At 68.2% G+C, this 19,204-nt stretch carries 19 protein-coding genes; 10 read left to right on the forward strand and 9 right to left on the reverse strand.

Going from position 1 to position 19,204, the window contains the following annotated elements; all coding sequences use genetic code 11:
- Positions 1-5 precede the first annotated feature (5 nt).
- The 6 genes from murJ to trxA all read left to right on the forward strand — a co-directional run bounded on the left by murJ (position 6) and on the right by trxA (position 6,409).
- On the forward strand, positions 6-1,610 hold the full coding sequence (gene murJ / locus ACIBVQ_RS27045) for a murein biosynthesis integral membrane protein MurJ (protein WP_352013641.1): 1,605 nt from the start codon (positions 6-8) through the stop codon (positions 1,608-1,610).
- A gap of 195 nt (positions 1,611-1,805) precedes the next feature.
- Positions 1,806-3,317, forward strand: coding sequence for a protein kinase family protein (locus ACIBVQ_RS27050; RefSeq protein WP_399180816.1), 1,512 nt, complete (start codon positions 1,806-1,808; stop codon positions 3,315-3,317).
- A 155-nt stretch (positions 3,318-3,472) separates the two neighbouring features.
- Positions 3,473-4,078: an RNA polymerase sigma factor SigM gene (gene sigM / locus ACIBVQ_RS27055; RefSeq protein WP_184716997.1), complete on the forward strand. Its 606-nt coding sequence runs from the start codon at positions 3,473-3,475 to the stop codon at positions 4,076-4,078.
- Positions 4,068-4,973 carry a hypothetical protein gene (locus ACIBVQ_RS27060; RefSeq protein ID WP_362781964.1) on the forward strand — a complete coding sequence of 302 codons (906 nt, stop codon included), beginning with the start codon at positions 4,068-4,070 and terminating at the stop codon, positions 4,971-4,973. The genes sigM and ACIBVQ_RS27060 overlap by 11 nt, the downstream gene beginning before the upstream one ends.
- A 143-nt stretch (positions 4,974-5,116) precedes the next feature.
- A complete protein-coding gene (gene trxB / locus ACIBVQ_RS27065; protein WP_352013638.1) occupies positions 5,117-6,049 on the forward strand; it encodes a thioredoxin-disulfide reductase in 933 nt (310 codons plus the stop codon).
- 36 nt (positions 6,050-6,085) lie between these two features.
- Positions 6,086-6,409, forward strand: a complete 324-nt coding sequence (trxA, locus tag ACIBVQ_RS27070) for a thioredoxin (RefSeq protein ID WP_352013637.1) — start codon at positions 6,086-6,088, stop codon at positions 6,407-6,409.
- 182 nt (positions 6,410-6,591) lie between these two features.
- Here trxA and ACIBVQ_RS27075 read toward each other — a convergent pair whose 3' ends face one another.
- Positions 6,592-7,212 (reverse strand): GNAT family N-acetyltransferase, encoded by a 621-nt coding sequence (locus ACIBVQ_RS27075; protein WP_184716989.1) that lies wholly within the window; start codon positions 7,210-7,212, stop codon positions 6,592-6,594.
- A gap of 295 nt (positions 7,213-7,507) precedes the next feature.
- Here ACIBVQ_RS27075 and ACIBVQ_RS27080 point away from each other — a divergent pair, with 295 nt between their 5' ends.
- From ACIBVQ_RS27080 to ACIBVQ_RS27090, 3 genes are all read left to right on the forward strand, one after another.
- On the forward strand, positions 7,508-8,740 hold the full coding sequence (locus tag ACIBVQ_RS27080; RefSeq protein ID WP_352013726.1) for a PLP-dependent aminotransferase family protein: 1,233 nt from the start codon (positions 7,508-7,510) through the stop codon (positions 8,738-8,740).
- 283 nt (positions 8,741-9,023) lie between these two features.
- A complete protein-coding gene (locus ACIBVQ_RS27085; protein WP_352013636.1) occupies positions 9,024-9,980 on the forward strand; it encodes a D-alanine--D-alanine ligase in 957 nt (318 codons plus the stop codon).
- A gap of 58 nt (positions 9,981-10,038) precedes the next feature.
- Entirely contained in the window at positions 10,039-11,076 is a 1,038-nt protein-coding gene (locus tag ACIBVQ_RS27090; RefSeq protein ID WP_399180819.1) for a threonine aldolase family protein, read from the forward strand.
- A 57-nt stretch (positions 11,077-11,133) separates the two neighbouring features.
- Here the strand turns inward: ACIBVQ_RS27090 and ACIBVQ_RS27095 are convergent, their stop codons facing one another.
- From ACIBVQ_RS27095 to rpmH, 8 genes are all read right to left on the reverse strand, one after another.
- Positions 11,134-12,105 (reverse strand): ParB/RepB/Spo0J family partition protein, encoded by a 972-nt coding sequence (locus ACIBVQ_RS27095; protein WP_352013634.1) that lies wholly within the window; start codon positions 12,103-12,105, stop codon positions 11,134-11,136.
- 37 nt (positions 12,106-12,142) lie between these two features.
- Positions 12,143-12,997 (reverse strand): ParA family protein, encoded by an 855-nt coding sequence (locus ACIBVQ_RS27100; protein ID WP_352013633.1) that lies wholly within the window; start codon positions 12,995-12,997, stop codon positions 12,143-12,145.
- A 243-nt stretch (positions 12,998-13,240) separates the two neighbouring features.
- Complete coding sequence (gene rsmG / locus ACIBVQ_RS27105; RefSeq protein WP_399180994.1) at positions 13,241-13,885, reverse strand: 16S rRNA (guanine(527)-N(7))-methyltransferase RsmG; 645 nt, start codon at positions 13,883-13,885, stop codon at positions 13,241-13,243.
- A 224-nt stretch (positions 13,886-14,109) separates the two neighbouring features.
- Positions 14,110-14,613, reverse strand: coding sequence for a R3H domain-containing nucleic acid-binding protein (locus tag ACIBVQ_RS27110; RefSeq protein WP_352013631.1), 504 nt, complete (start codon positions 14,611-14,613; stop codon positions 14,110-14,112).
- A gap of 34 nt (positions 14,614-14,647) precedes the next feature.
- Entirely contained in the window at positions 14,648-15,592 is a 945-nt protein-coding gene (gene yidC / locus ACIBVQ_RS27115) for a membrane protein insertase YidC (protein WP_352013630.1), read from the reverse strand.
- 4 nt (positions 15,593-15,596) lie between these two features.
- Positions 15,597-15,875, reverse strand: a complete 279-nt coding sequence (gene yidD / locus ACIBVQ_RS27120; RefSeq protein WP_352013725.1) for a membrane protein insertion efficiency factor YidD — start codon at positions 15,873-15,875, stop codon at positions 15,597-15,599.
- A complete protein-coding gene (gene rnpA / locus ACIBVQ_RS27125) occupies positions 15,875-16,228 on the reverse strand; it encodes a ribonuclease P protein component (RefSeq protein ID WP_386190973.1) in 354 nt (117 codons plus the stop codon). The genes yidD and rnpA overlap by 1 nt, the downstream gene beginning before the upstream one ends.
- 135 nt (positions 16,229-16,363) lie before the next feature.
- Positions 16,364-16,501, reverse strand: coding sequence for a 50S ribosomal protein L34 (rpmH, locus tag ACIBVQ_RS27130; protein ID WP_171200567.1), 138 nt, complete (start codon positions 16,499-16,501; stop codon positions 16,364-16,366).
- A 534-nt stretch (positions 16,502-17,035) separates the two neighbouring features.
- Here rpmH and dnaA point away from each other — a divergent pair.
- Entirely contained in the window at positions 17,036-18,799 is a 1,764-nt protein-coding gene (gene dnaA, locus ACIBVQ_RS27135; protein ID WP_362917181.1) for a chromosomal replication initiator protein DnaA, read from the forward strand.
- Positions 18,800-19,204: the final 405 nt, after the last annotated feature.

Raw genomic sequence — 19,204 nt, forward strand, 5'->3', positions numbered from 1 at the left:
GAACGATGAGCAGGGTGCTGCGCGCGAGCGCGGTCATGGCGGCGGGCACGATGGTCTCCCGCGTCACGGGATTCGTCCGTACGGCGGTGCTCGCCGCGGCCATCGGCACCCTCGCCCTCGGCGACGCCTACAACGTCGCCTACACGATCCCGCTCATCCTGTTCGACTTCCTCATCGGCGGCGTCCTGAGCAGCGTCGTGGTGCCGATGATCGTCAAGCGGCAGCGCAACGACCCCGACGGGGGCCGGGCCTACGAGCAGCGGCTGATGACGCTCGGGATCATCGTGCTGACGCTGGTCGCCGTGGCGGGCGTGCTGCTGGCCGGGCCGCTGATCAGCCTCTACAGCGCCGACTGGAACCCCAGGAAGACCGAGGTCGCGGTCAGGCTCGCGCAGTTCATCCTTCCGCAGATCGCCTTCTTCGGCGTCGGCGCGATCGCGGGCGCGATCCTCAACACCCGCGACAGGTTCGGCGCCCCGATGTGGGCGCCGGTGCTGAACAACATCGTGATGATCGGCGTCGCCCTGACCTACTACCTCACGCTGGGTACGGCGGGCACGAACATCGGGACCGTCAGCGACGCCAACCTGGCCCTGCTCGGTCTCGGCACGACCGCGGGCATCGTGGCCCAGTGCGCGGTGCTGGTCGTCTCGCTGCACCGGGCGGGCTTCCGGTTCGTGCCCAGGCTCGACCTGCGTGAGGCGGGCCTCGGCGAGATGGGCCGCACCGCGGTGTGGACGTTCGCCTACGTCGGGATCAGCCAGCTCGGCTTCCTGATCACCACCAAGCTCGCCTCCGGCGCCGGTGAGCGGGCCCCCGGCGCGGGCAACTCCGCCTACGCCTACGCCTACCAGTTCTTCCAGCTCCCCTACGGGATCATCGCGGTCTCGGTGATCACGGCGATGCTGCCGAGGATGAGCAGGGCGGTCGCCGACGAGCAGTACGGCGCGGTCACGCAGGAGTTCTCCTCCGGTGTGCGCCTGATCTCGGCGCTGCTGGTGCCCGCCGGGCTGCTGCTGATGGTGCTGGGCCCCGCGGTGACCGTGCTGATCTTCTCCTGGGGCAACATGACCGTCGACTCGGCGGTCTACATCGGCAACGTGCTCCAGGTCTTCGGGCTGGCGCTGGTGCCGTTCTCGCTCTTCCAGCTCCTGCTACGCGTCTTCTACTCCTTCGGCGACACCAGGACGCCGGTCTTCGTCGCCGTCGGCAACGTGGCGGTGAACGGCCTGCTGAGCCTGCTGGCCTACCTGACCCTGCCCGCGCAGTACATCGTGATGGGGCTCGGCTTCTCCTTCACCGTCACCTACGTGCTGGGCACCGCGGTCGCCTGGACCCTGGCCAGCCGCCGGGTCGGCGGTCTCGGGGGACGCGCGGTCGCCGCGGGCCTGTCACGGATGTACGTCGCGGCCCTGCCCGCGGCGCTGCTGGCGCTCGGTGTGCTGTGGGTCTCCCAGGAGCTGACCGGCCTGAACGCGCTCAGCGCGGCCGTGATGCTGTCCGCCGGTGGCGGCCTCGGTATGGTTCTCTACTTGGCCATCGCGCACCGGATGCGCATCCCCGAGGTCAGTTCGGTCGTTGAAATGGTCGCGAGCCGGGTACGCCGGTAATCCGAGAACCTGGTCCCGGCGTCTGACAAGGAGAACACGGGCGGAACCTGCGCGCGACTAACATGGTGTAACGCGTGTGACGACATGCGGCTAATGGAAGCAGGAGGGCGTGGGCGTATCCACCCGGCATCGCGTGATGTGTCCTGATGTGTCAATCTGGTGGGGCGCTGTCGTGTTCTCACTTGTGGAGAGCCCATGAGTTCCTCCGTCGTCGAACCCGGCACCAAGCTGGCTGAGCGTTTCCGGCTTGAGGACCGTGTCCACGAGTCAGACGGCGCGACACTCTGGAAGGCCATCGACGAGGTGCTCGCCAGGCCCGTCGCGGTGTACACCTTCGATCCTGGCTTCCCCCGGCTGGAGCAGGTCATCTCCGCCGCCCGGGTCGCCAGCAGACTGACCGACCCCCGGCTGACCCAGGTCTTCGACGCGACCACCGAGGACGACGGCCGCTCCTACGTCGTCAGCGAGTGGGTCAGCGGCGAGACCCTCACCGACATGGTCGCCGCGGGCCCGCTGGAGCCCGAGCGGGCCGCCGCGCTGGTCGCCGAGGCGGCGGAGGCACTGGCGCACGCCCACGAGGCCGGTCTGGCCCATCTGTGCCTCACCCCCGAGCACCTGGTGTGGACGGCCGCGGGCAGCACGGTCAAGGTGCTCGGCCTCGGCACCGACGCCGCGCTGATGGACGTCACGAGCGAGGACGCGGCCCGTGCCGACACCGAGGGGCTCGGCCGCCTGCTGTACGCCGGACTGACCGGGCACTGGGCGGGCGAGGAGGACTTCGGGCTGCCGCCCGCGCCGCTGAACGACGGGCAGCTCTGCACGCCCCGGCAGGTCACGGCGGGGGTTCCCGGCTATCTCGACGCCATCGCCTGCCGGGCGTTACTGTCCGAGGTCAAGCGTGGGATGCCCCCCTTCGCCACGCCCGCCGAGCTGGCCGAGGCCCTCAGCGCCGTTCCCCGGCCCGTCCCGGTGCCCACGCCGATGCCGGTGGCGCCGCCGCCGGTCACGGCCTCGCGCTCCGACGGTGTGGACACCGCCTCGCCCCAGCGCCCCGCCCCGCAGATCCAGCACGTCCAGCACCGGCCACTGCCCGCCCAGGGCGGCGGGATGCTCGGCAAGGTGGCCATGACCGCGATCGTGCTGCTGGTGATGGCGGCCGTCGGGGTCGGCGCCTGGACGATCGGCCGCAGTATCGGCAACGCGGGCACCCCGACGGCGGGGGTGACCGTCACCCCGACGCAGCCGGTTCCCGTCGAGACCCGTGAGGTCAAGCCGAAGTCGGTCACCGGCTTCGACCCGTTCGGCGCGGACGGCGAGGAGCGGCCCGAGCTCGCGCTCAACGCGGTGGACAGCAAGTCCTCGACCGACTGGCACTCGGAGTCCTACACCTCGGCCGACTTCGGCAACCTGAAGAAGGGGGTCGGCCTCCTGCTCGACCTGGGGCAGAGCGTGCCGGTCAAGCAGGTGACGGTCGACTTCGGCAACCTGAGCCCGAGCGGCACCGTCGAACTGCGGATCGGTGACTCGGCCGACCTGGGCGGCCTGAAGACGGTCCACAAGTTCTCCGGACTGACCGGCAAGAAGACCTACAGCGCCGACTCCACGGAGAAGGGACGCTACGTCCTGATCTGGTTCACCAAGCTGCCCCCCTACCAGGGCATGTTCCGCGGAAGCGTCTTCGACGTGAAGGTGACCGCCGTCAAGTAGCGCCAGAGTGATTTGATCGCTTTTAGTCGAGTTCTTGCCGATCATGTGAGATTTCGTGGCACCATCTATCACGTAATGGTGTTATCCCCGGATCGGCAAGCAGGACTCTTCCCGTGAATTCCCCACCAGAGCCCCCGCCAGCGGCGGGACAGCAGATGGCGCGACCGGCCGTGTCCGACGCCGACCTGCTGACCCGTCACATCGCCGGGGATCCACACGCCTTCAGTGAACTCGTCAAGCGACACCGGGACCGCATGTGGGCGGTCGCCCTGCGCACGCTGGGTGACCCCGACGAGGCGGCCGACGCCGTACAGGACGCCTTCGTCTCGGCCTATCGGAAGGCCGAGAGCTTCCGTGGCGAGGCGGCCGTCACCACGTGGCTGCACCGCATCGTGGTCAACGCCTGCCTCGACCGGATGCGCAGGAAGTCCGTACGGCCCGTCGCGGACGACGAACTCGTCGAGGCCGCCGAGCGGGACACGCCGGTGCTCGACCAGACGGCCGAGCGCGAGGTCTCCATGGAGGTCTCCGCCGCGCTCAAGCTGCTGCCGTCCGACCAGCGGGCGGCGCTCGTACTCGTGGACATGATGGGGTACTCCGTGGAGGACGCGGCCCAGGTCCTTGAGGTGCCGAGCGGCACCGTGAAGAGCAGGTGCGCGCGAGGACGCGCGAAACTTGCCCCGATTCTTTCCCACCTGCGGAACCGATCCGACCTGACTCGCGTCTCATCCGCGAAGGGAGCAGAACTTCGTGACGGGTGATACGCACTACGACCTGGAGACTCTCGCCGAGTTGGCAGAGGGTCTCCTCGACGCCGCCACGGCCCTGCAGGTACGCGAACATCTCGCGATCTGCGACCCCTGTGGCGAAAGCCTCGCCGACCTCGCAGCGGTCCGTGAGGTGCTCGCGGCGACGCCCACTCCGGCGATGCCGATGGGAGTCGCGCTCCGGATCGACCGCGCGCTGGCCGCAGAGGCCCAGAGCTTCCGTGGAGGTGGAATAGGCCTGGTGGAGGCACCGGCCTGGGACGACATCATGCGCGACGCGCCGTGGGAGACGGCGGCGTCCCTGCCCGAGCCCGAGCCGGTCCTGCCGGAACCGGAGCCCGAGCCCGTGCCCGAGTTGGTGCCACGGCTGGGGGTCGTCGGCGACGACGGCACCGTCAGGCCCGTACGGCGGCGCGGGAACCCGCGGCGCCGGTGGGCGCTGTCGGCCGCGGCGGCGGGTGTGGCGGCGGCGATCGCGGGCACGGCCGTGATGACGAGTGGCGCGCTCACCGCGAGCCCCTCTTCAAGCAGCCAGCCCAGTCCGTACGCCATGCCTGTGGTGCCGAAGGGCGACGGGTACCAGCTGACCGACAGCAACTGGAACTACACCGAGGAGCAGCTGCGCGGGCCGCTGCTCGACTACATCGGCCCGGCGCAGATCGTGCTGGCCCAGGAGCAGTCGGAGGGCATCAAGCTCGACGAGTGTGTCAAGCAGGTCTCCGCGAAGGTCGGCAGGGCACCGTTCGCCGTCGACCAGGGCTTCTACAACGGCCAGGAGGCCAACGTCATGCTCTTCTGGAGCAACAAGGCCAGGAACACGGTGCGCGTCTACGTCACGGGCCCGCAGTGTGACAACGTGCGCAAGCCCGCCCTGGCACGCTGGAAGTAGGGCCTCGACCTCTCGAAGTCCTCTCGAACGATCATGGAGCCCGGTATGGATTCGTCCATGCCGGGCTCCGTCGTGACATACGGGAATCACCGGCGCCTAGGATCTGTTGACGCCACTGGCAACGACGGAGGAGAGGCGCAGCAGTGAGTGAAGTCCGGAATGTGATCATCATTGGGTCGGGTCCCGCCGGTTACACCGCGGCTGTTTACTCCGCCCGGGCCGATCTCAAGCCGTTGGTCTTCGAAGGTTCGGTCACCGCGGGCGGCGCGTTGATGAACACGACCGAGGTGGAGAACTTCCCGGGCTTCCCCGACGGCATCATGGGTCCCGACCTCATGGACAACCTGCGCAAGCAGGCCGAGCGGTTCGGTGCCGAGCTGGTCGCCGACGACGTGGTCGAGGTCGACCTGACCGTCACCCCGAAGGTCGTCAAGACCGCCACCGAGACCCACCTCGCCAAGGCCGTGATCCTGGCCACCGGCTCCGGTTACCGTGAGCTCGGCGTGCCCAACGAGAAGCGCCTCTCCGGACGCGGCGTCTCCTGGTGTGCCACCTGTGACGGCTTCTTCTTCCGCGGCCAGGACATCGTGGTCGTCGGCGGCGGCGACACCGCCATGGAGGAGGCCACCTTCCTCACCCGGTTCGCCAACTCGGTGACCATCGTGCACCGCCGTGACGAGCTGCGCGCCAGCAAGATCATGCAGGACCGGGCCTTCTCCAACGAGAAGATCCGCTTCGTCTGGGACAGCGAGGTCGTCGAGGTCCTCGGCGAGAACAAGGTCTCCGCCGTGCGCCTGCGCAACCTCAAGACCGGCGAGGAGAGCGAGCTGGCGGCCACCGGCCTGTTCATCGCCATCGGTCACGACCCGCGCACCGAGCTGGTCAAGGGCCAGGTCGAGCTGGACGACGAGGGCTACATCAAGGTCGACTCCCCCTACACCCGCACCAACCTGGACGGCGTCTTCGCAGCCGGCGACGTCGTCGACCACATCTACCGCCAGGCGATCACCGCCGCCGGCACGGGCACCTCCGCCGCGCTCGACGCCGAGCGGTGGCTCGCCGAGCACGAGAGCTGATCCAGATCACCACCACGAAGAGGGAGTACCGGAACCTTGGGCGCCATCAAGAACGTGACCGAAGCCAGCTTCGACGCTGAGGTCCTCAAGAGCGACAAGCCCGTCATCGTCGACTTCTGGGCGGAGTGGTGCGCCCCGTGCCGCCAGGTCGCCCCGATTCTGGAGGAGATCGCCAACGAGCACGCGGACAAGCTGACCATCGTCAAGATCGATGTGGACGCGAACCCGACGATCGCCGGACAGTACGGTGTACTCCAGATTCCGACCCTGAACGTCTACAAGGGTGGAGAGGTCGTGAAGCAGATCATCGGCGCGAAGCCCAAGTCGATGCTGCTTCGCGAGCTTGAGGGCATCATCTAGACCCTGTCGAAAGGGTCTGTGACGCCCCCTGCGGCTGCGCTCCCCACAGCGGAGCCGTACCACCGCTTCCGAGCGGCACACCCACCCGGCGAAAGCCCCCCGCGACGCGATGCGGGGGGCTTTCGTGACTCTTGAGGTCGATGAGGTCCTCCAGGAGGGCCCTGGAAGGGGCCCAAACCATCTCAGACGGGCCTGAGCGCCCTTTCCGGGGACATGGAGCCGAGCAGCCTCTCCAGGGCGACCTCGACGTCCTCACGCCACGAGACGGCGGACTTGAGTTCGAGGCGCAGCCGGGGGAAGCGCAGGTGCGGCCTGACCGTCTTGAAGCCGACCGAGAGCAGATAGTCCGCGGGCATCACGCACGCGCCGGGCTGCTCCCACTTCAGGTCGCCGAACGCCTCGATCGCCCGCACCCCGCGCCGGGTGAGGTCCTTGGCCACTCCCTGCACCAGCATCCGGCCCAGGCCACCTCCGGAGAACTCCGGGATGATGTGGGCCGTCATCAGCAGCACGGCGTCGGCGCTGACCGGTGAGGTGGGGAAGGCGATGGAGCGGGGCACGTGGTGCGGGGGCGCGTAGAGCACGAAGCCGGCCGCGACGCCGTCCACGTAGACGATCTTCCCGCAGCTTCCCCACTCCAGCAGGGTCGAGGAGATCCAGGCCTCCTTCTCCAGCCCCGGATCACCCGCCTCGATCGCACGGTTGCCGTTCACCGGGTCAAGCTCCCAGAACACGCACCGGCGGCACCGGTACGGCAGGTCGTCAAGATTGTCGAGAGTGACGTTTGCCAGCCGACGCGACACCTGTTGGCCCCAATCCTGGCGAGACGAGCGCAAGCCGTGGCGGAAAACGCGCGAAAACGGCGTCTCCAGCTGGCATCGTAGCTCAGTGAGGCCCTTCGTTTCAGGGTCTCCCGTCCCCACACGCAGACGACAACCATCACTGTCGTACGCTGGTTTCTCTAACTTGAGCACTCGTTGCTCCCCGTAACCAAGGAGGTGGACCGTGCCCCAAGAGTCAGATCACGGTCAGACCATCGCGCCCCAGGGGTCGCGGATCGACGCCTACGTCGACCGGTACGCCGCACGAGCCACCGGGATGGTCGCCTCCGAGGTTCGAGCTCTTTTCGCCGTCGCGTCGAGGCCCGAGGTGGTCTCGCTCGCGGGGGGCATGCCGTACGTCACCGCTCTTCCGCTGGACGTCGTGGGCGAGCTCGTCGCCGACCTGGTGGCCCGCAGGGGCCCGGTCGCGCTCCAGTACGGCTCAGGCCAGGGAGACCCGCACCTGCGCGAGCAGATCTGCGAGGTCATGCGCCTTGAGGGGATCGAGGGCAACGCCAACGACGTCGTGGTGACCGTCGGCTCACAGCAGGCCCTCGACCTGATCACCCGCGTCTTCATCGACCCGGGCGACGTCATCCTGGCCGAGGGGCCCTCCTACGTGGGCGCGCTGGGCACCTTCTCCGCCTACCAGGCCAAGGTCATCCACATCGCCATGGACGACGAGGGGATCATCCCCGAGTCGCTGGCCCAGACGATCTACGCGCTGAAGACCGCGGGCACCAGGATCAAGTTCCTGTACACCATCCCCAACTTCCACAACCCCGCCGGGGTCACGCTCAGCACCGCGCGCAGGCAGCAGATCCTGGACATCTGCCAGCGGGCCGACGTGCTGATCGTGGAGGACAACCCGTACGGCCTGCTCGGCTTCGAGGGCACGACCATGCGGGCGCTGCGGGCCGACTGCCCCGACGGGGTGGTCTACCTCGGTTCCTTCTCCAAGACTCTGGCACCCGGTTTCCGTGTCGGCTGGGCCCTGGCACCGCACGCCATCCGCGACAAGCTGGTGCTGGCGATGGAGTCGGCCGTCCTGTCGCACTCGACCTTCACCCAGCTCGCCGTCGGGCAGTACCTCGCGACCCAGCCGTGGCGCCAGCAGATCAAGACCTTCAGGGAGCTGTACTGCGAGCGCCGTGACGCCATGCTCGGCGCCCTGGAGGCGATGATGCCCGCGGGTTGCTCCTGGACGCGCCCGGCGGGCGGCTTCTTCGTCTGGGCCACGCTTCCCGAGGGGCTGGACTCCAAGGTGCTGCTGCCCCGCGCGGTGGCGGAGCGGGTGGCGTTCGTCCCCGGCGCCGGCTTCTACGCCGACGGCGGCGGCACACGCCACATGCGCCTGTCCTACTGCTATCCCGAGCCGGAGCGCATCCGTGAGGGCGTGCGCCGCCTGGCCGGGGTGATCGAGCAGGAGATGCAGACGCGCGAGACGTTCGGGCCGGACGCGCCCATCGAACGCGGCGGGGTGGACACCCCGGGGCCTGACCTGGCCTGAGGTCCGAGCGGGCTTCCCTGGGCGGTGTGACGGGCGCTTCCGCTCGCCACACCGCCTTCTGCCGTGTGAAGCCTGTGGAGGCTCTCGGCGCGGTGCTCCGTGAAGGGGCTGGTTCGACGGCCGCTTCCGGACGCCCGCCACGCGCCATCCGTGAACCGGTGGGTGACGTCACTTCGGGTGCCGTGCCGTACGGTGACTTCCGGCGCCGTTGTGGCGATCGTCCCCGGCGTGATGAGAGCGACCCCAAAGGCTCGGCGTGGGCCGTGAAGAGAGGTTTTTTCGGATGAGTGATCTGGGCCACGTGCTCGTTCTCGCGGGTGGTCTGTCCTACGAGCGGGAGGTGTCCCTCCGGTCGGGCCGCCGGGTGAGTGAGGCGCTGCGCGCGGTGGGGATCCCGGTGGAGACACGTGACACCGACGCCTCCCTCGTGCCCGCCGTACTCGCCGATCCGCCGGACGCGGTCTTCGTCACCCTGCACGGTGGGGCGGGTGAGGACGGCGCGATCCGCTCGGTGCTCGAACTGCTCTCGGTGCCCTATGTGGGCGCCGATCCCGACGCGTGCCGGGTGGCCTTCGACAAGCCGACCGCCAAGGCCGTCGTCCGTTCCTTCGGCCTGCGCACCCCCGAGTCGGTGACGCTGCCCAAGGAGACCTTCCACGACCTGGGTGCCTCGGCGGTGCTCGACCGGATCGTCGAACGGCTCGGCCTGCCGTTGTTCGTCAAGCCGTCCCGGGGTGGTTCGGCGCTCGGCGCGTCGATGGTCCGCACCGCGCAGGAGCTTCCCTCGGCGATGGTCGGCTGCTTCGCCTACGGCGACACGGCGCTGATCGAGCGCTACATCGAAGGGGTCGAGGTCTCCGTCTCCGTGGTCGACCTCGGCGAGGGCCCGGTCGCCCTGCCTCCGGTGGAGATCGTGCCCGACGCCGGCCTGTACGACTACGCCTCCCGCTACACCGCCGGGCACACCGAGTTCTTCGCCCCGGCCCGGCTGTCCCCCGAGGTCTCGCAGGCCTGCGCCGAGATGGCCGTCACGGCCCACACCGCGCTGGGCCTGCGTGATGTCTCCCGCACCGACCTCATCGTCGACGAGGCGGGCCTGCCGTACTTCCTTGAGGTCAACGTCGCCCCCGGCATGACCGAGACCTCGCTGCTGCCCATGGCGATCGAGGCGGCGGGCGACGATCTTGGCACCCTCTGCCAGGCCCTGCTGGAACAGGCTGCCGCTCGGCACTCTGCTTGAACTGATTTGTCCGGCGCCGGGGGACCGGCGCCGGATTGTTCCACTTATGGTGGACGCCGTGCGTCTTCCCAAGAGTTTCGCCAGTGACAACCACGCCGGAGTGCACCCGGACGTGATCGCCGCCATCGTTGAGGCCAACGTCTCGGACACTCCCGCCTACGGCGGCGATCCCTGGACTCGGGCGATGGAGGAGGCCTTCCGCGCCGAGTTCGGCCCCCAGGTGAGCGCCTACGCCATGTTCAACGGCACCGGCGCCAACGTCGTGGGGCTGGGGCTCGTCCTGCGCTCCTACGACGCCGTCCTGTGCCCGAGCAGCGCCCACATCAACACCAACGAGTGTGGCGCCGCAGAGCGGGTACTCGGCGCCAAGCTCGTTCCGATCCCGACGGACGACGGCAAACTCACCGTCGAGGCCGTCCGCGACCAGCTCTCCATCCTGGGGAACGAGCACCACTCCCAGCCGAGGGTCATCTCCATCTCCCAGGTGACCGAGTGCGGCACCTGCTACACCCCCGATGAGATCGCCGAACTGGCCGACTTCGCCCACGCCCACGGACTCTTCCTCCACATGGACGGCGCCCGCCTGTCCAACGCCGCCGCGGAGCTTGGCTGCTCCCTGCGTGCGCTCACCGGTGACGTCGGAGTGGACCTGCTCAGCTTCGGCGGCACAAAGAACGGCGCCATGGGGGCGGAGGCGCTCGTCATCCTCAGGCCCGAGCTGGATGCTCCCGCGCTGTTCCTCCGCAAGCAGGGCATGCAGCTCGCCTCGAAGATGCGCTTCGTGTCGGCCCAGCTGACCGCGCTCCTCACCGACGACCTCTGGCGCAGGAACGCCTCCCACGCCAACGCCATGGCCCATCGGCTGGCGGACGGCGTCGCCGGCCTTCCCGGTGTCGCGCTCCGCTATCCGGTCCAGTCGAACGCGGTCTTCCCCTCCCTGCCGGAGAAGGTGATCACCGAACTCCAGCAGCGCCATCTCTTCCATGTGTGGGAGGAGGCGGCCCACGTGGTGCGCTGGGTGACGGCCTTCGACACCTCGACCGAGGACGTGGACGCCTTCGCGGCCGATGTACGGCAGACCGTACTGGAGAGCTGAGGGTTTCACGTGAAACACCCGGGCGCCTGTTTCACGTGAAACAGGCGCCCGGGTGTTTCAGTCTTCGGTCTGCTGCATGGTTCCCGGAGCCATCGTGGCAATGATGCGCTCAAGGTCGTCGATGGTCGCGAACTCCACGACGATGCGCCCCTTGCGACGGCCGAAGTCCACCTTCACCCGGGTCTCGAAGCGGTCGGAGAGCCGGTCGGCCAGATGGCGGAGCGTCGGCTCCTCCGACTGACGTGCCCTCGGCACCTTCCGGGTGGTGGGGGCGGGCGCCGCCTTGGCGTCGCCGACCGCCACGATCTCCTCGACCTCGCGAACCGACAGCAGCTCCGCCACGATCCGGTCGGCGAGCCGTTCCTGTGCCACGGGGTCGTTCAGGGAGAGCAGCGCGCGGGCGTGCCCGGCGCTGACCGTCCCGGCGGAGACCCGGAGCTGGACCTTGGCGGGCAGGTTGAGCAGCCGCAGGGTGTTCGACACGTGGGAGCGGGACCGCCCGACACGGGTGGCCAGCTGCTCGTGGGTGGCGCCGAAGTCGTCGAGCAGCTGCCGGTAGGCCGCCGCCTCCTCAAGGGGGTTGAGCTGTTCGCGCTGGAGGTTCTCGATGAGAGCGTCCAGCAGGAGCTTGTCCTCCTCGGTGCTCCGTACGATCGCGGGGATCTTGGAGAGTTCGGCGATCTTCGAGGCACGCCAGCGGCGCTCCCCCATGATCAGTTCATAGCGTCCCTCGCCGGCCGGGCGAACCACGACGGGCTGGAGCAGCCCCACCTCCCGGATGGAGATGGCCAGCTCGTCCAGCGCCTGGTCATCGAAGATGTCCCGGGGCTGACGCGGGTTGGGCGTGATGTCCTCGACGGGGATCTCAAGGAAGTAGGCGCCCGCGACCGGCTTCGGCTGCTGGACCGTGGGCTCGTCCACGACCAGGGTCGAGGTGACGGCCGGTGGCGTCGTCTCCAGCACGGTGGGGCCCGTCGGGATGAGCGCGCCCAGCCCCTTGCCCAGTCCCCTGGGTGTCTTAGCTACCACGGTCCCTCCCCTGCTGTTTCTGCGGATCTCGGCGCGTTCACACGGCGGCGCCACGGTAGGCGATCTCACGGGCGGCGTCCATGTAGGCCATCGCACCGCTGGAGCCCGGGTCGTAGGTCATGACCGACTGGCCGTAGCTCGGCGCCTCGGAGACACGGACACTCCTCGGGATCACGTTCTTCAGCACCGTGTCCCCGAAGTGGGAGCGGACCTCGTCGGCGACCTGGGAGGCGAGCCTGGTCCTGCCGTCGTACATCGTCAGCAGGATGGTGGAGAGGTCGAGCGTGGGATTCAGGTGGGCACGGACCAGGTCAACGTTCCGCAGCAGCTGGCCGAGCCCCTCAAGCGCGTAGTACTCGCACTGGATGGGGATCAGCAGCTCGTTGGCGGCCATCAACGCGTTGACGGTCAGCAGGCCGAGCGAGGGCGGACAGTCGATGAGGATGTAGTCGAACTCGACCTGGGTGTAGGCCGCGAGCGCGCGCTGCAGCCGGGCCTCACGGGCGACCATGGAGACCAGCTCGATCTCGGCACCCGCCAGGTCGATCGTGGCGGGGGCGCAGTAGAGACCCGGCATCTCCGGGACCTCCTTCACGACCTCCGCCAGCGGCACGTCCTCGACCAGGACCTTGTACATGTCGGGGACGTCGCCACGGTGCTCGATGGACAGGGCGGTCGAGGCGTTGCCCTGCGGGTCGAGGTCGACGACGAGCACCCGCAGGCCGTGGATGGACAGCGCCGCCGCCAGGTTCACCGACGTCGTGGTCTTGCCGACGCCGCCCTTCTGGTTGGCGACGGTGAAGATGCGGGTCTTGGGCGGCCGGGGCCAGTCACCGTCCCGGGCGCCGATGGTGTCTCCGGGGGCGGCCGTAGATGTTTCACGTGAAACCACTGAGCTGAGTGCCTCTCGTACCAACGGCGATTCGCCGGGATTAAGGGGGGACTGGGTCACGGTCGTCGTCCTTTCAACCGGCCTGACTGCAGCGGTGGAACCCGATGCGGGCCAACCAAGACCGGAAAGGCGTTCACGAGGCGGGACGACAGGACCCGTGGGCCAGCCGAGACCACCTTCCGCGCTCACAATCGCACTTCCATGGTCATTCACTGGCCTCGCACTCGCTTCGCTCGGTCTGTTCTACTGGCCTCGCGCCCGCTTGGCCCGCGAGACACGCTCCTTACGGCGAGCGCCCTGCCGTACTCCTTCGGGGGCCCGACCGGCGACCACCCGGATGAGAGTTGCGGGCGGCTCGACCTTACCGTGCCCGACCGAAACAAGCTCGGCGGTTCGCACCCCGCTGGTCCTCAATTGTGCCTCGGCGTCCGCCAGCTCCTCCGCTGCCCGTTCGCCCTTGAGGGCGAGCAGCTCCCCGCCCTCGCGCAGCAGGGGGAGCGACCACTTCAGCAGCCGGTCGAGCGGCGCCACCGCCCGGGCGGAGGCCACGTCGAACACGCGCTTGCCGACGAACTCCTCGGCCCGGCCACGCAGCACCTCGACGTTGCCGAGTTTCAGCGTGTCCACGCACTCCTGGAGGAAGACCGTCCGGCGCAGGAGAGGCTCAAGGAGGGTGACATGGATGTCGGGACGCACGATCGCCAGCACCAGGCCGGGCAGCCCGGCACCGGAGCCGATGTCGACCAGGCGCACGTCCGCGGGCACCGCCTCGGCGACCACGGCGCAGTTGAGCAGGTGCCGGTCCCAGATGCGGGGCACCTCGCGAGGACCGAGCAGTCCGCGCACCACCCCGGGGCCGGCCAGCAGACCGGCGAACGTCTCCGCCATGGACCAGGCATCACCGGTGAACACCTCGCGCGCGACCTCGGGCGGCTCGGGGATCTGGTCACTCACTCGGGGCTCACTCTTCCTCGGGACGGGCTTTCTGCAGGGTGTTCTAAGGCTAACGGCCCGCTTCGCGGAGCCGTACAAGGACGGGCCGGGAACGGATCACAAGAAAGGGCCGCCGCCCCTGGTGACCGGGGACGGCGGCCCTTTTCTCCGTCGTGTCGTTACGCGGGGAGGACCACCACGAAGCGCCGGGGCTCCTCGCCCTCGGACTCGCTGCGCAGGCCCGCCGCCGCCACCGCGTCGTGCACGATCTTGCGCTCGAACGGGGTCATCGGCTGCAGGGGCTTGGGCTCGCCGTTGCGCTTGACGTCCGCGGCGATCTTGGTGCCCAGCTCGGTCAGCTCGGTACGGCGGCGCTCACGGTAGCCGGCGATGTCCAGCATGAGCCGAGAGCGCTCGCCCGTCTGACGGTGGACCGCGAGACGGGTCAGCTCCTGGATCGCCTCAAGCACCTCGCCGTGCGGGCCGACGAGATCGCCACCCTTGACATCCACGACAGACACCACGGCACGATCACCCTCGACGTCCATGTCGATGTCACCGTCGATGTCGGCGATGTCGAGCAGACCCTCGACGTAGTCCGCCGCGATCTCGCCCTCCTGCTCCAGCGCAGCGAGATCCGGAGCCGCTTTCACGGTCTCCTTCTCGGCTTCGGCCTCGGTCACGTCCGGCCACTCCTTTGTGCTGTCGGGATGATCGTCAGGACTTCTTGCTGCCCGTCCGCTTGCTGCGGGGCTGGCGGGTGGGCTGTTGGCGGACCATCTTGGGCGCGGGCGCGGGCGGCGCCTCGGGCTCGGGGGCCTTCTTGGCCTTACCCAGCAGGCCCGGCTTGGGCTCGGGCGTCACCATGTTGCCCTTGGCGTCGGCCACCGGAGCGGGGTTGCGGCTGTAGAACCAGTGCTGCTGGCCCAGGGTCCACAGGTTGGTGGTGACCCAGTAGAGGATCAGACCGAGGGGGAAGTTCAGCGAGAAGATGGCGAACAGCGGCGAGATGTACATCAGGATCTTCTGCTGCTGCGCCATCGGGTTGTCCGGCATCTGGGCCATCGAGCGGGTCACGCTCTGCCGGACGGTCAGGAAGGTGGTCAGCGAGCTGACCGCCACGAAGATCGCGAGGACGATCTTCGTCTGGATCGGGTTGGCGCCGAACGCCTGAAGCTGGGCGTCGCTGCTCCAGAAGGTCGCAGGCAACGGCGCACCGAAGATGTGCGCGGCCCTGGCGCTGTCGACCAGCTGCTGGGTCATGCCGAACTTCAGCTCGCCGTGAGCCATCGCGTTCAGCACGGTGAACATCGAGATGAAGATGGGGAACTGGGCCACGACCGGCAGACAGCCGCCGAGCGGGTTGGCCCCCTGCCCCTGGTACAGCGCCATGACCTCCTGGTTCATGCGCTGCTTGTCATTCTTGTAGCGCTTACGGATCTCCTGGACCTTGGGCGCGAGCTCCTGCATCTTCTTCGAGGAGCGCATCTGCTTGAGGAAGAGAGGGAAGATCAGCAGCCTCATCAGCACCGTCAGGGTGATGATGGTCAGCGCCCAGGTCAGCCCGCTGTTCGGGTCGAGGAAGCTGCTATACGCCTGGTGTATCCAGGTGATTACTTGGGCGACGGCCGTGTACAGCCAGTTCAGCCAGGACAGCTCCACCGAGCTAGCTCCCTTGCGTTTCGTCGGACTGGCCCCGGCGTGGGGGCACCGGGTCAAAGCCTCCGGGATGGAATGGGTGGCAACGCCCGATTCTCCGGATCGTCAACCATGTGCCGCGCAGGGCCCCGTGGACGGCAACCGCCTCAAGCCCGTAGGCACTGCACGAGGGGTGGAATCGGCAGCGTGGACCCAGCAGAGGGCTCACATAGCTCCGGTAGAACCGGATGGGAGCCATCAGGGTCCTGGCGGCCGGGGAAACCCCGGCGGTGTGCTGCGCCGTCATCATCGCCCATCCCTGTGAGCCGCGGAGGGCTCACGCCGCCTGAGTAAACGATCCAGCGCGACGTCGAGTTCGGCGGCTAGGCGCTCGCTTCGCGCGGACGCGGCCGGTGGATTGGCGCGTACAACCAGCAGGCTACCTCGCGGAAGACGGTCGAGACGGTCTCGCATGAGGTGTCTCAGCTGACGTTTGACCCGATTCCTCGTGACCGCCCCACCAACCGCACGGCTCACGACGAATCCCACCAAGGGGGGTTCATCCGTTTCTGCGCGCATGCCGAAATGCGCGACCAGTGTGGGGCGGCCTGCACGGCTTCCCTTCCTGACCGCGCCGGCGAACTCCTCGCCCCGGCGCATGCGGGACACGGACGGCAACACGAGAGGACCTTGGTTTGACCCTGGGCAGGTACGGCTATCGCCCGCCGGCGTCACGGCCGACGGGCGACGGTTCGCTTACTGCCCCGGCCCGGCGAACCGGGCACGGCGGACGCGTCAGGCGGAGAGCGCTGCGCGGCCCTTGCGACGACGGGCGGCCAGGATGGCGCGACCGGCGCGGGTGCGCATGCGCAGCCGGAAACCGTGGGTCTTCGCGCGACGGCGGTTGTTCGGCTGGAAAGTACGCTTGCTCACGAGTGGGCTCCAGGCTCAGGACGCGCCCCCAGCACATGGGGACGCTCGACAGTGGCTGGCCTGCCGGAAGCGGGGCATGCGAAAGCCTCCGCGTGACAAGCCGACCGTCGTACGTTACGGGTAAGGCGAGGCCCAGGTCAAACCGGCGAACACCTGACGATAGGTTATCCACGAATCCACAGCCCCGTTTTCCACCGACGCCTCGCCGTCCACAGGATGTGCACTCAGCCTCCCCCACAGTGCCACTAGGCTGTGGACAACGTCTTGAACACAGGCTGTGGACAGGGCTACTGTCGGCCCCTCCAACCCCTTGTCACCACTGCCCGGGCGTGTCTGGCAGCGGCCGTGGGGCTGTGCACAGCATGTGGATGCGGTGTGGATTCGATGTGGATTCCGAGCGGCGACCCCGGACGGGCAGCAGGGGCTCCGACATGTGGAAAACAGGGGAATCCGATGTGCCCGGCGGCCATCGGTGTGGATAACAGATCGCGGTGAGCAGGTGCGGTGACCGCGTCGACAGGAGGATGGCCGGGCATGGACAACTTGGACCTCAGCGAGGTGTGGGAACGGGCGTTGGAGAACTCCCTCAACGCGAGCGTCCCCTCCCAGCAACGGGTCTGGCTCGGCATGACCCGCCCGTTCGGCCTCATGAACGACACCGTGGTCCTCGCCGCCCCGACGGACTTCGCCAGGGACGTCCTGGAGAACAAGCTCCGCCCCCTGATCAGCCACGCGCTCTCCCAGGAGTTCGGCCGCCCCATGCGGGTCGCGGTCATGGTCGACCCCAGCGCGGCCGGTTCCGACCCCGGGGTCTCCAGAGGAGACGGTTATCCCCAGCCGCCCGCGCACGGTTATCCCCAGCCTGGGGGTCCCCAGCAGGGTTATGCACAGCCCGTGACACCCCAGCTCCACAACGCTTCCGGCCTGCAGAACCCCTTCCAGGGGCAGGGACCTGCGCCGACGCCGTCCACCGAATATCCACAGCACGGCCCACAGGGTCACTACGGTTATCAACAGGGTGAGGACGGAGCGCAGCAGCCGTTCCTCCCGGGGGAGCCCTCGGCGCCGGCCCCACAGGAACAGGGGGGCGGGTACGGCCGCGGCGGCTACACCCCGCAGCCCGCGCCCCCGCACCAGGAGTCCGACGGGTTCGAACGGCACGGGCAGAACAACTTCGACCGCCCCTCGCCCCCGCAGGCCGCGGGCCCCGTGCAGAACAGATGGGACGGCCGGGGAGGCCGTACCCAGCAGCAGGGGGAACCCGCCAGGCTCAACCCGAAGTACACCTTCGAGACCTTCGTCATCGGATCGAGCAACCGCTTCGCCCACGCCGCGGCGGTCGCCGTCGCCGAGGCCCCGGCCAAGGCCTACAACCCGCTGTTCATCTACGGCGACTCAGGACTGGGCAAGACGCACCTGCTGCACGCGATCGGCCACTACGCGCAGAGCCTCTACGACGGCGCCCGGGTGAGATACGTCAGCTCGGAGGAGTTCACCAACGACTTCATCAACTCCATCCGCGACCACAAGGCCGACAACTTCCGCGGACGCTACCGGGCTGTGGACATCCTGCTGGTGGACGACATCCAGTTTCTCGAGGGCAAGGAACAGACGCAGGAGGAGTTCTTCCACACCTTCAACACCCTGCACAACGCCAACAAGCAGATCGTCATCTCCAGCGACCGCGCCCCCAAGCAGCTGGTCACCCTGGAGGACCGGCTGCGCAACCGGTTCGAGTGGGGACTGATCACCGACGTGCAACCGCCCGAGCTTGAGACCCGCATCGCGATCCTGCGCAAGAAGGCCATCCAGGAGGGCCTGGCCGCGCCGCCCGAGGTCCTGGAGTACATCGCGAGCCGGATCTCCACCAACATCCGCGAGTTGGAGGGCGCGCTGATCAGGGTCACCGCGTTCGCCAGCCTCAACCGGCAGTCGGTCGACCTGCAGCTCACCGAGGTCGTGCTCAAGGACCTGATCACCGAGGACGCGGGCTCCGAGATAACGATCGCCACGATCATGGCCTCGACCGCGGCCTACTTCGGCCTGTCGATCGACGACCTGTGCGGCGGGTCGCGCTCGCGGGTCCTGGTCACCGCCCGGCAGATCGCCATGTATCTGTGCAGGGAGCTGACCGACATGTCGCTGCCCAAGATCGGCCAGCAGTTCGGTGGACGTGACCACACCACGGTCATGCACGCCGACCGGAAGATCCGTTCCCTCATGGCCGAGCGCCGCTCGATCTACAACCAGGTCAACGAGCTGACCACCAGGATCAAGCAGCAGTCGCGCAATGGATGAGTTTTCCCCGGACGCGATACACAGGCTGTGGAAAACCTTGTGGATCAAATGTACGACTCCGCCTCAGCCAATGGAGGAGGAGTTTCCACCGTGAACATGCCGGTTTCGATGGTTTCAACACGTTTGAGCAAGCTGGGGACAACTCTGGGGAGAACCTGGGGACAACTTGGGGAGAACTCGTGGACAACCTGGGGACGCCCTGTGAAGAGCGTTTTCCACAAGGACAAAACGACCTCTTACCCAGTGGATAACCTGGGGAAACCTCGTGGATAACCGGTGGATGAAGACCCCTCGATCTGGGGACGGCCTGTGGGTACAGCGAGGTTCTCCCCAGGCCGCCGAGTTCTCCACACCCTCCACCCACACCCCCGGTGGATGAAAAAACCTAGTCTGATCTGCGGAAAC

Source organism: Streptosporangium sp. NPDC049376, from assembly GCF_044466505.1.
Taxonomy (GTDB): domain Bacteria; phylum Actinomycetota; class Actinomycetes; order Streptosporangiales; family Streptosporangiaceae; genus Streptosporangium.

Bases quoted from the DNA above. Each gene is read 5' to 3' on its own strand.
- sigM (WP_184716997.1), top strand. From the start codon at position 3,473: ATGGCGCGACCGGCCGTGTCCGACGCCGACCTGCTGACCCGTCACATC.
- ACIBVQ_RS27050 (WP_399180816.1), top strand. From the start codon at position 1,806: ATGAGTTCCTCCGTCGTCGAACCCGGCACCAAGCTGGCTGAGCGTTTC.
- yidD (WP_352013725.1), bottom strand. From the start codon at position 15,875: ATGACGGCGCAGCACACCGCCGGGGTTTCCCCGGCCGCCAGGACCCTG.
- rnpA (WP_386190973.1), bottom strand. From the start codon at position 16,228: ATGCGCCGGGGCGAGGAGTTCGCCGGCGCGGTCAGGAAGGGAAGCCGT.
- ACIBVQ_RS27085 (WP_352013636.1), top strand. From the start codon at position 9,024: ATGAGTGATCTGGGCCACGTGCTCGTTCTCGCGGGTGGTCTGTCCTAC.
- murJ (WP_352013641.1), top strand. From the start codon at position 6: ATGAGCAGGGTGCTGCGCGCGAGCGCGGTCATGGCGGCGGGCACGATG.
- rsmG (WP_399180994.1), bottom strand. From the start codon at position 13,885: ATGGCGGAGACGTTCGCCGGTCTGCTGGCCGGCCCCGGGGTGGTGCGC.
- ACIBVQ_RS27080 (WP_352013726.1), top strand. From the start codon at position 7,508: ATGGTCGCCTCCGAGGTTCGAGCTCTTTTCGCCGTCGCGTCGAGGCCC.
- dnaA (WP_362917181.1), top strand. From the start codon at position 17,036: ATGGACAACTTGGACCTCAGCGAGGTGTGGGAACGGGCGTTGGAGAAC.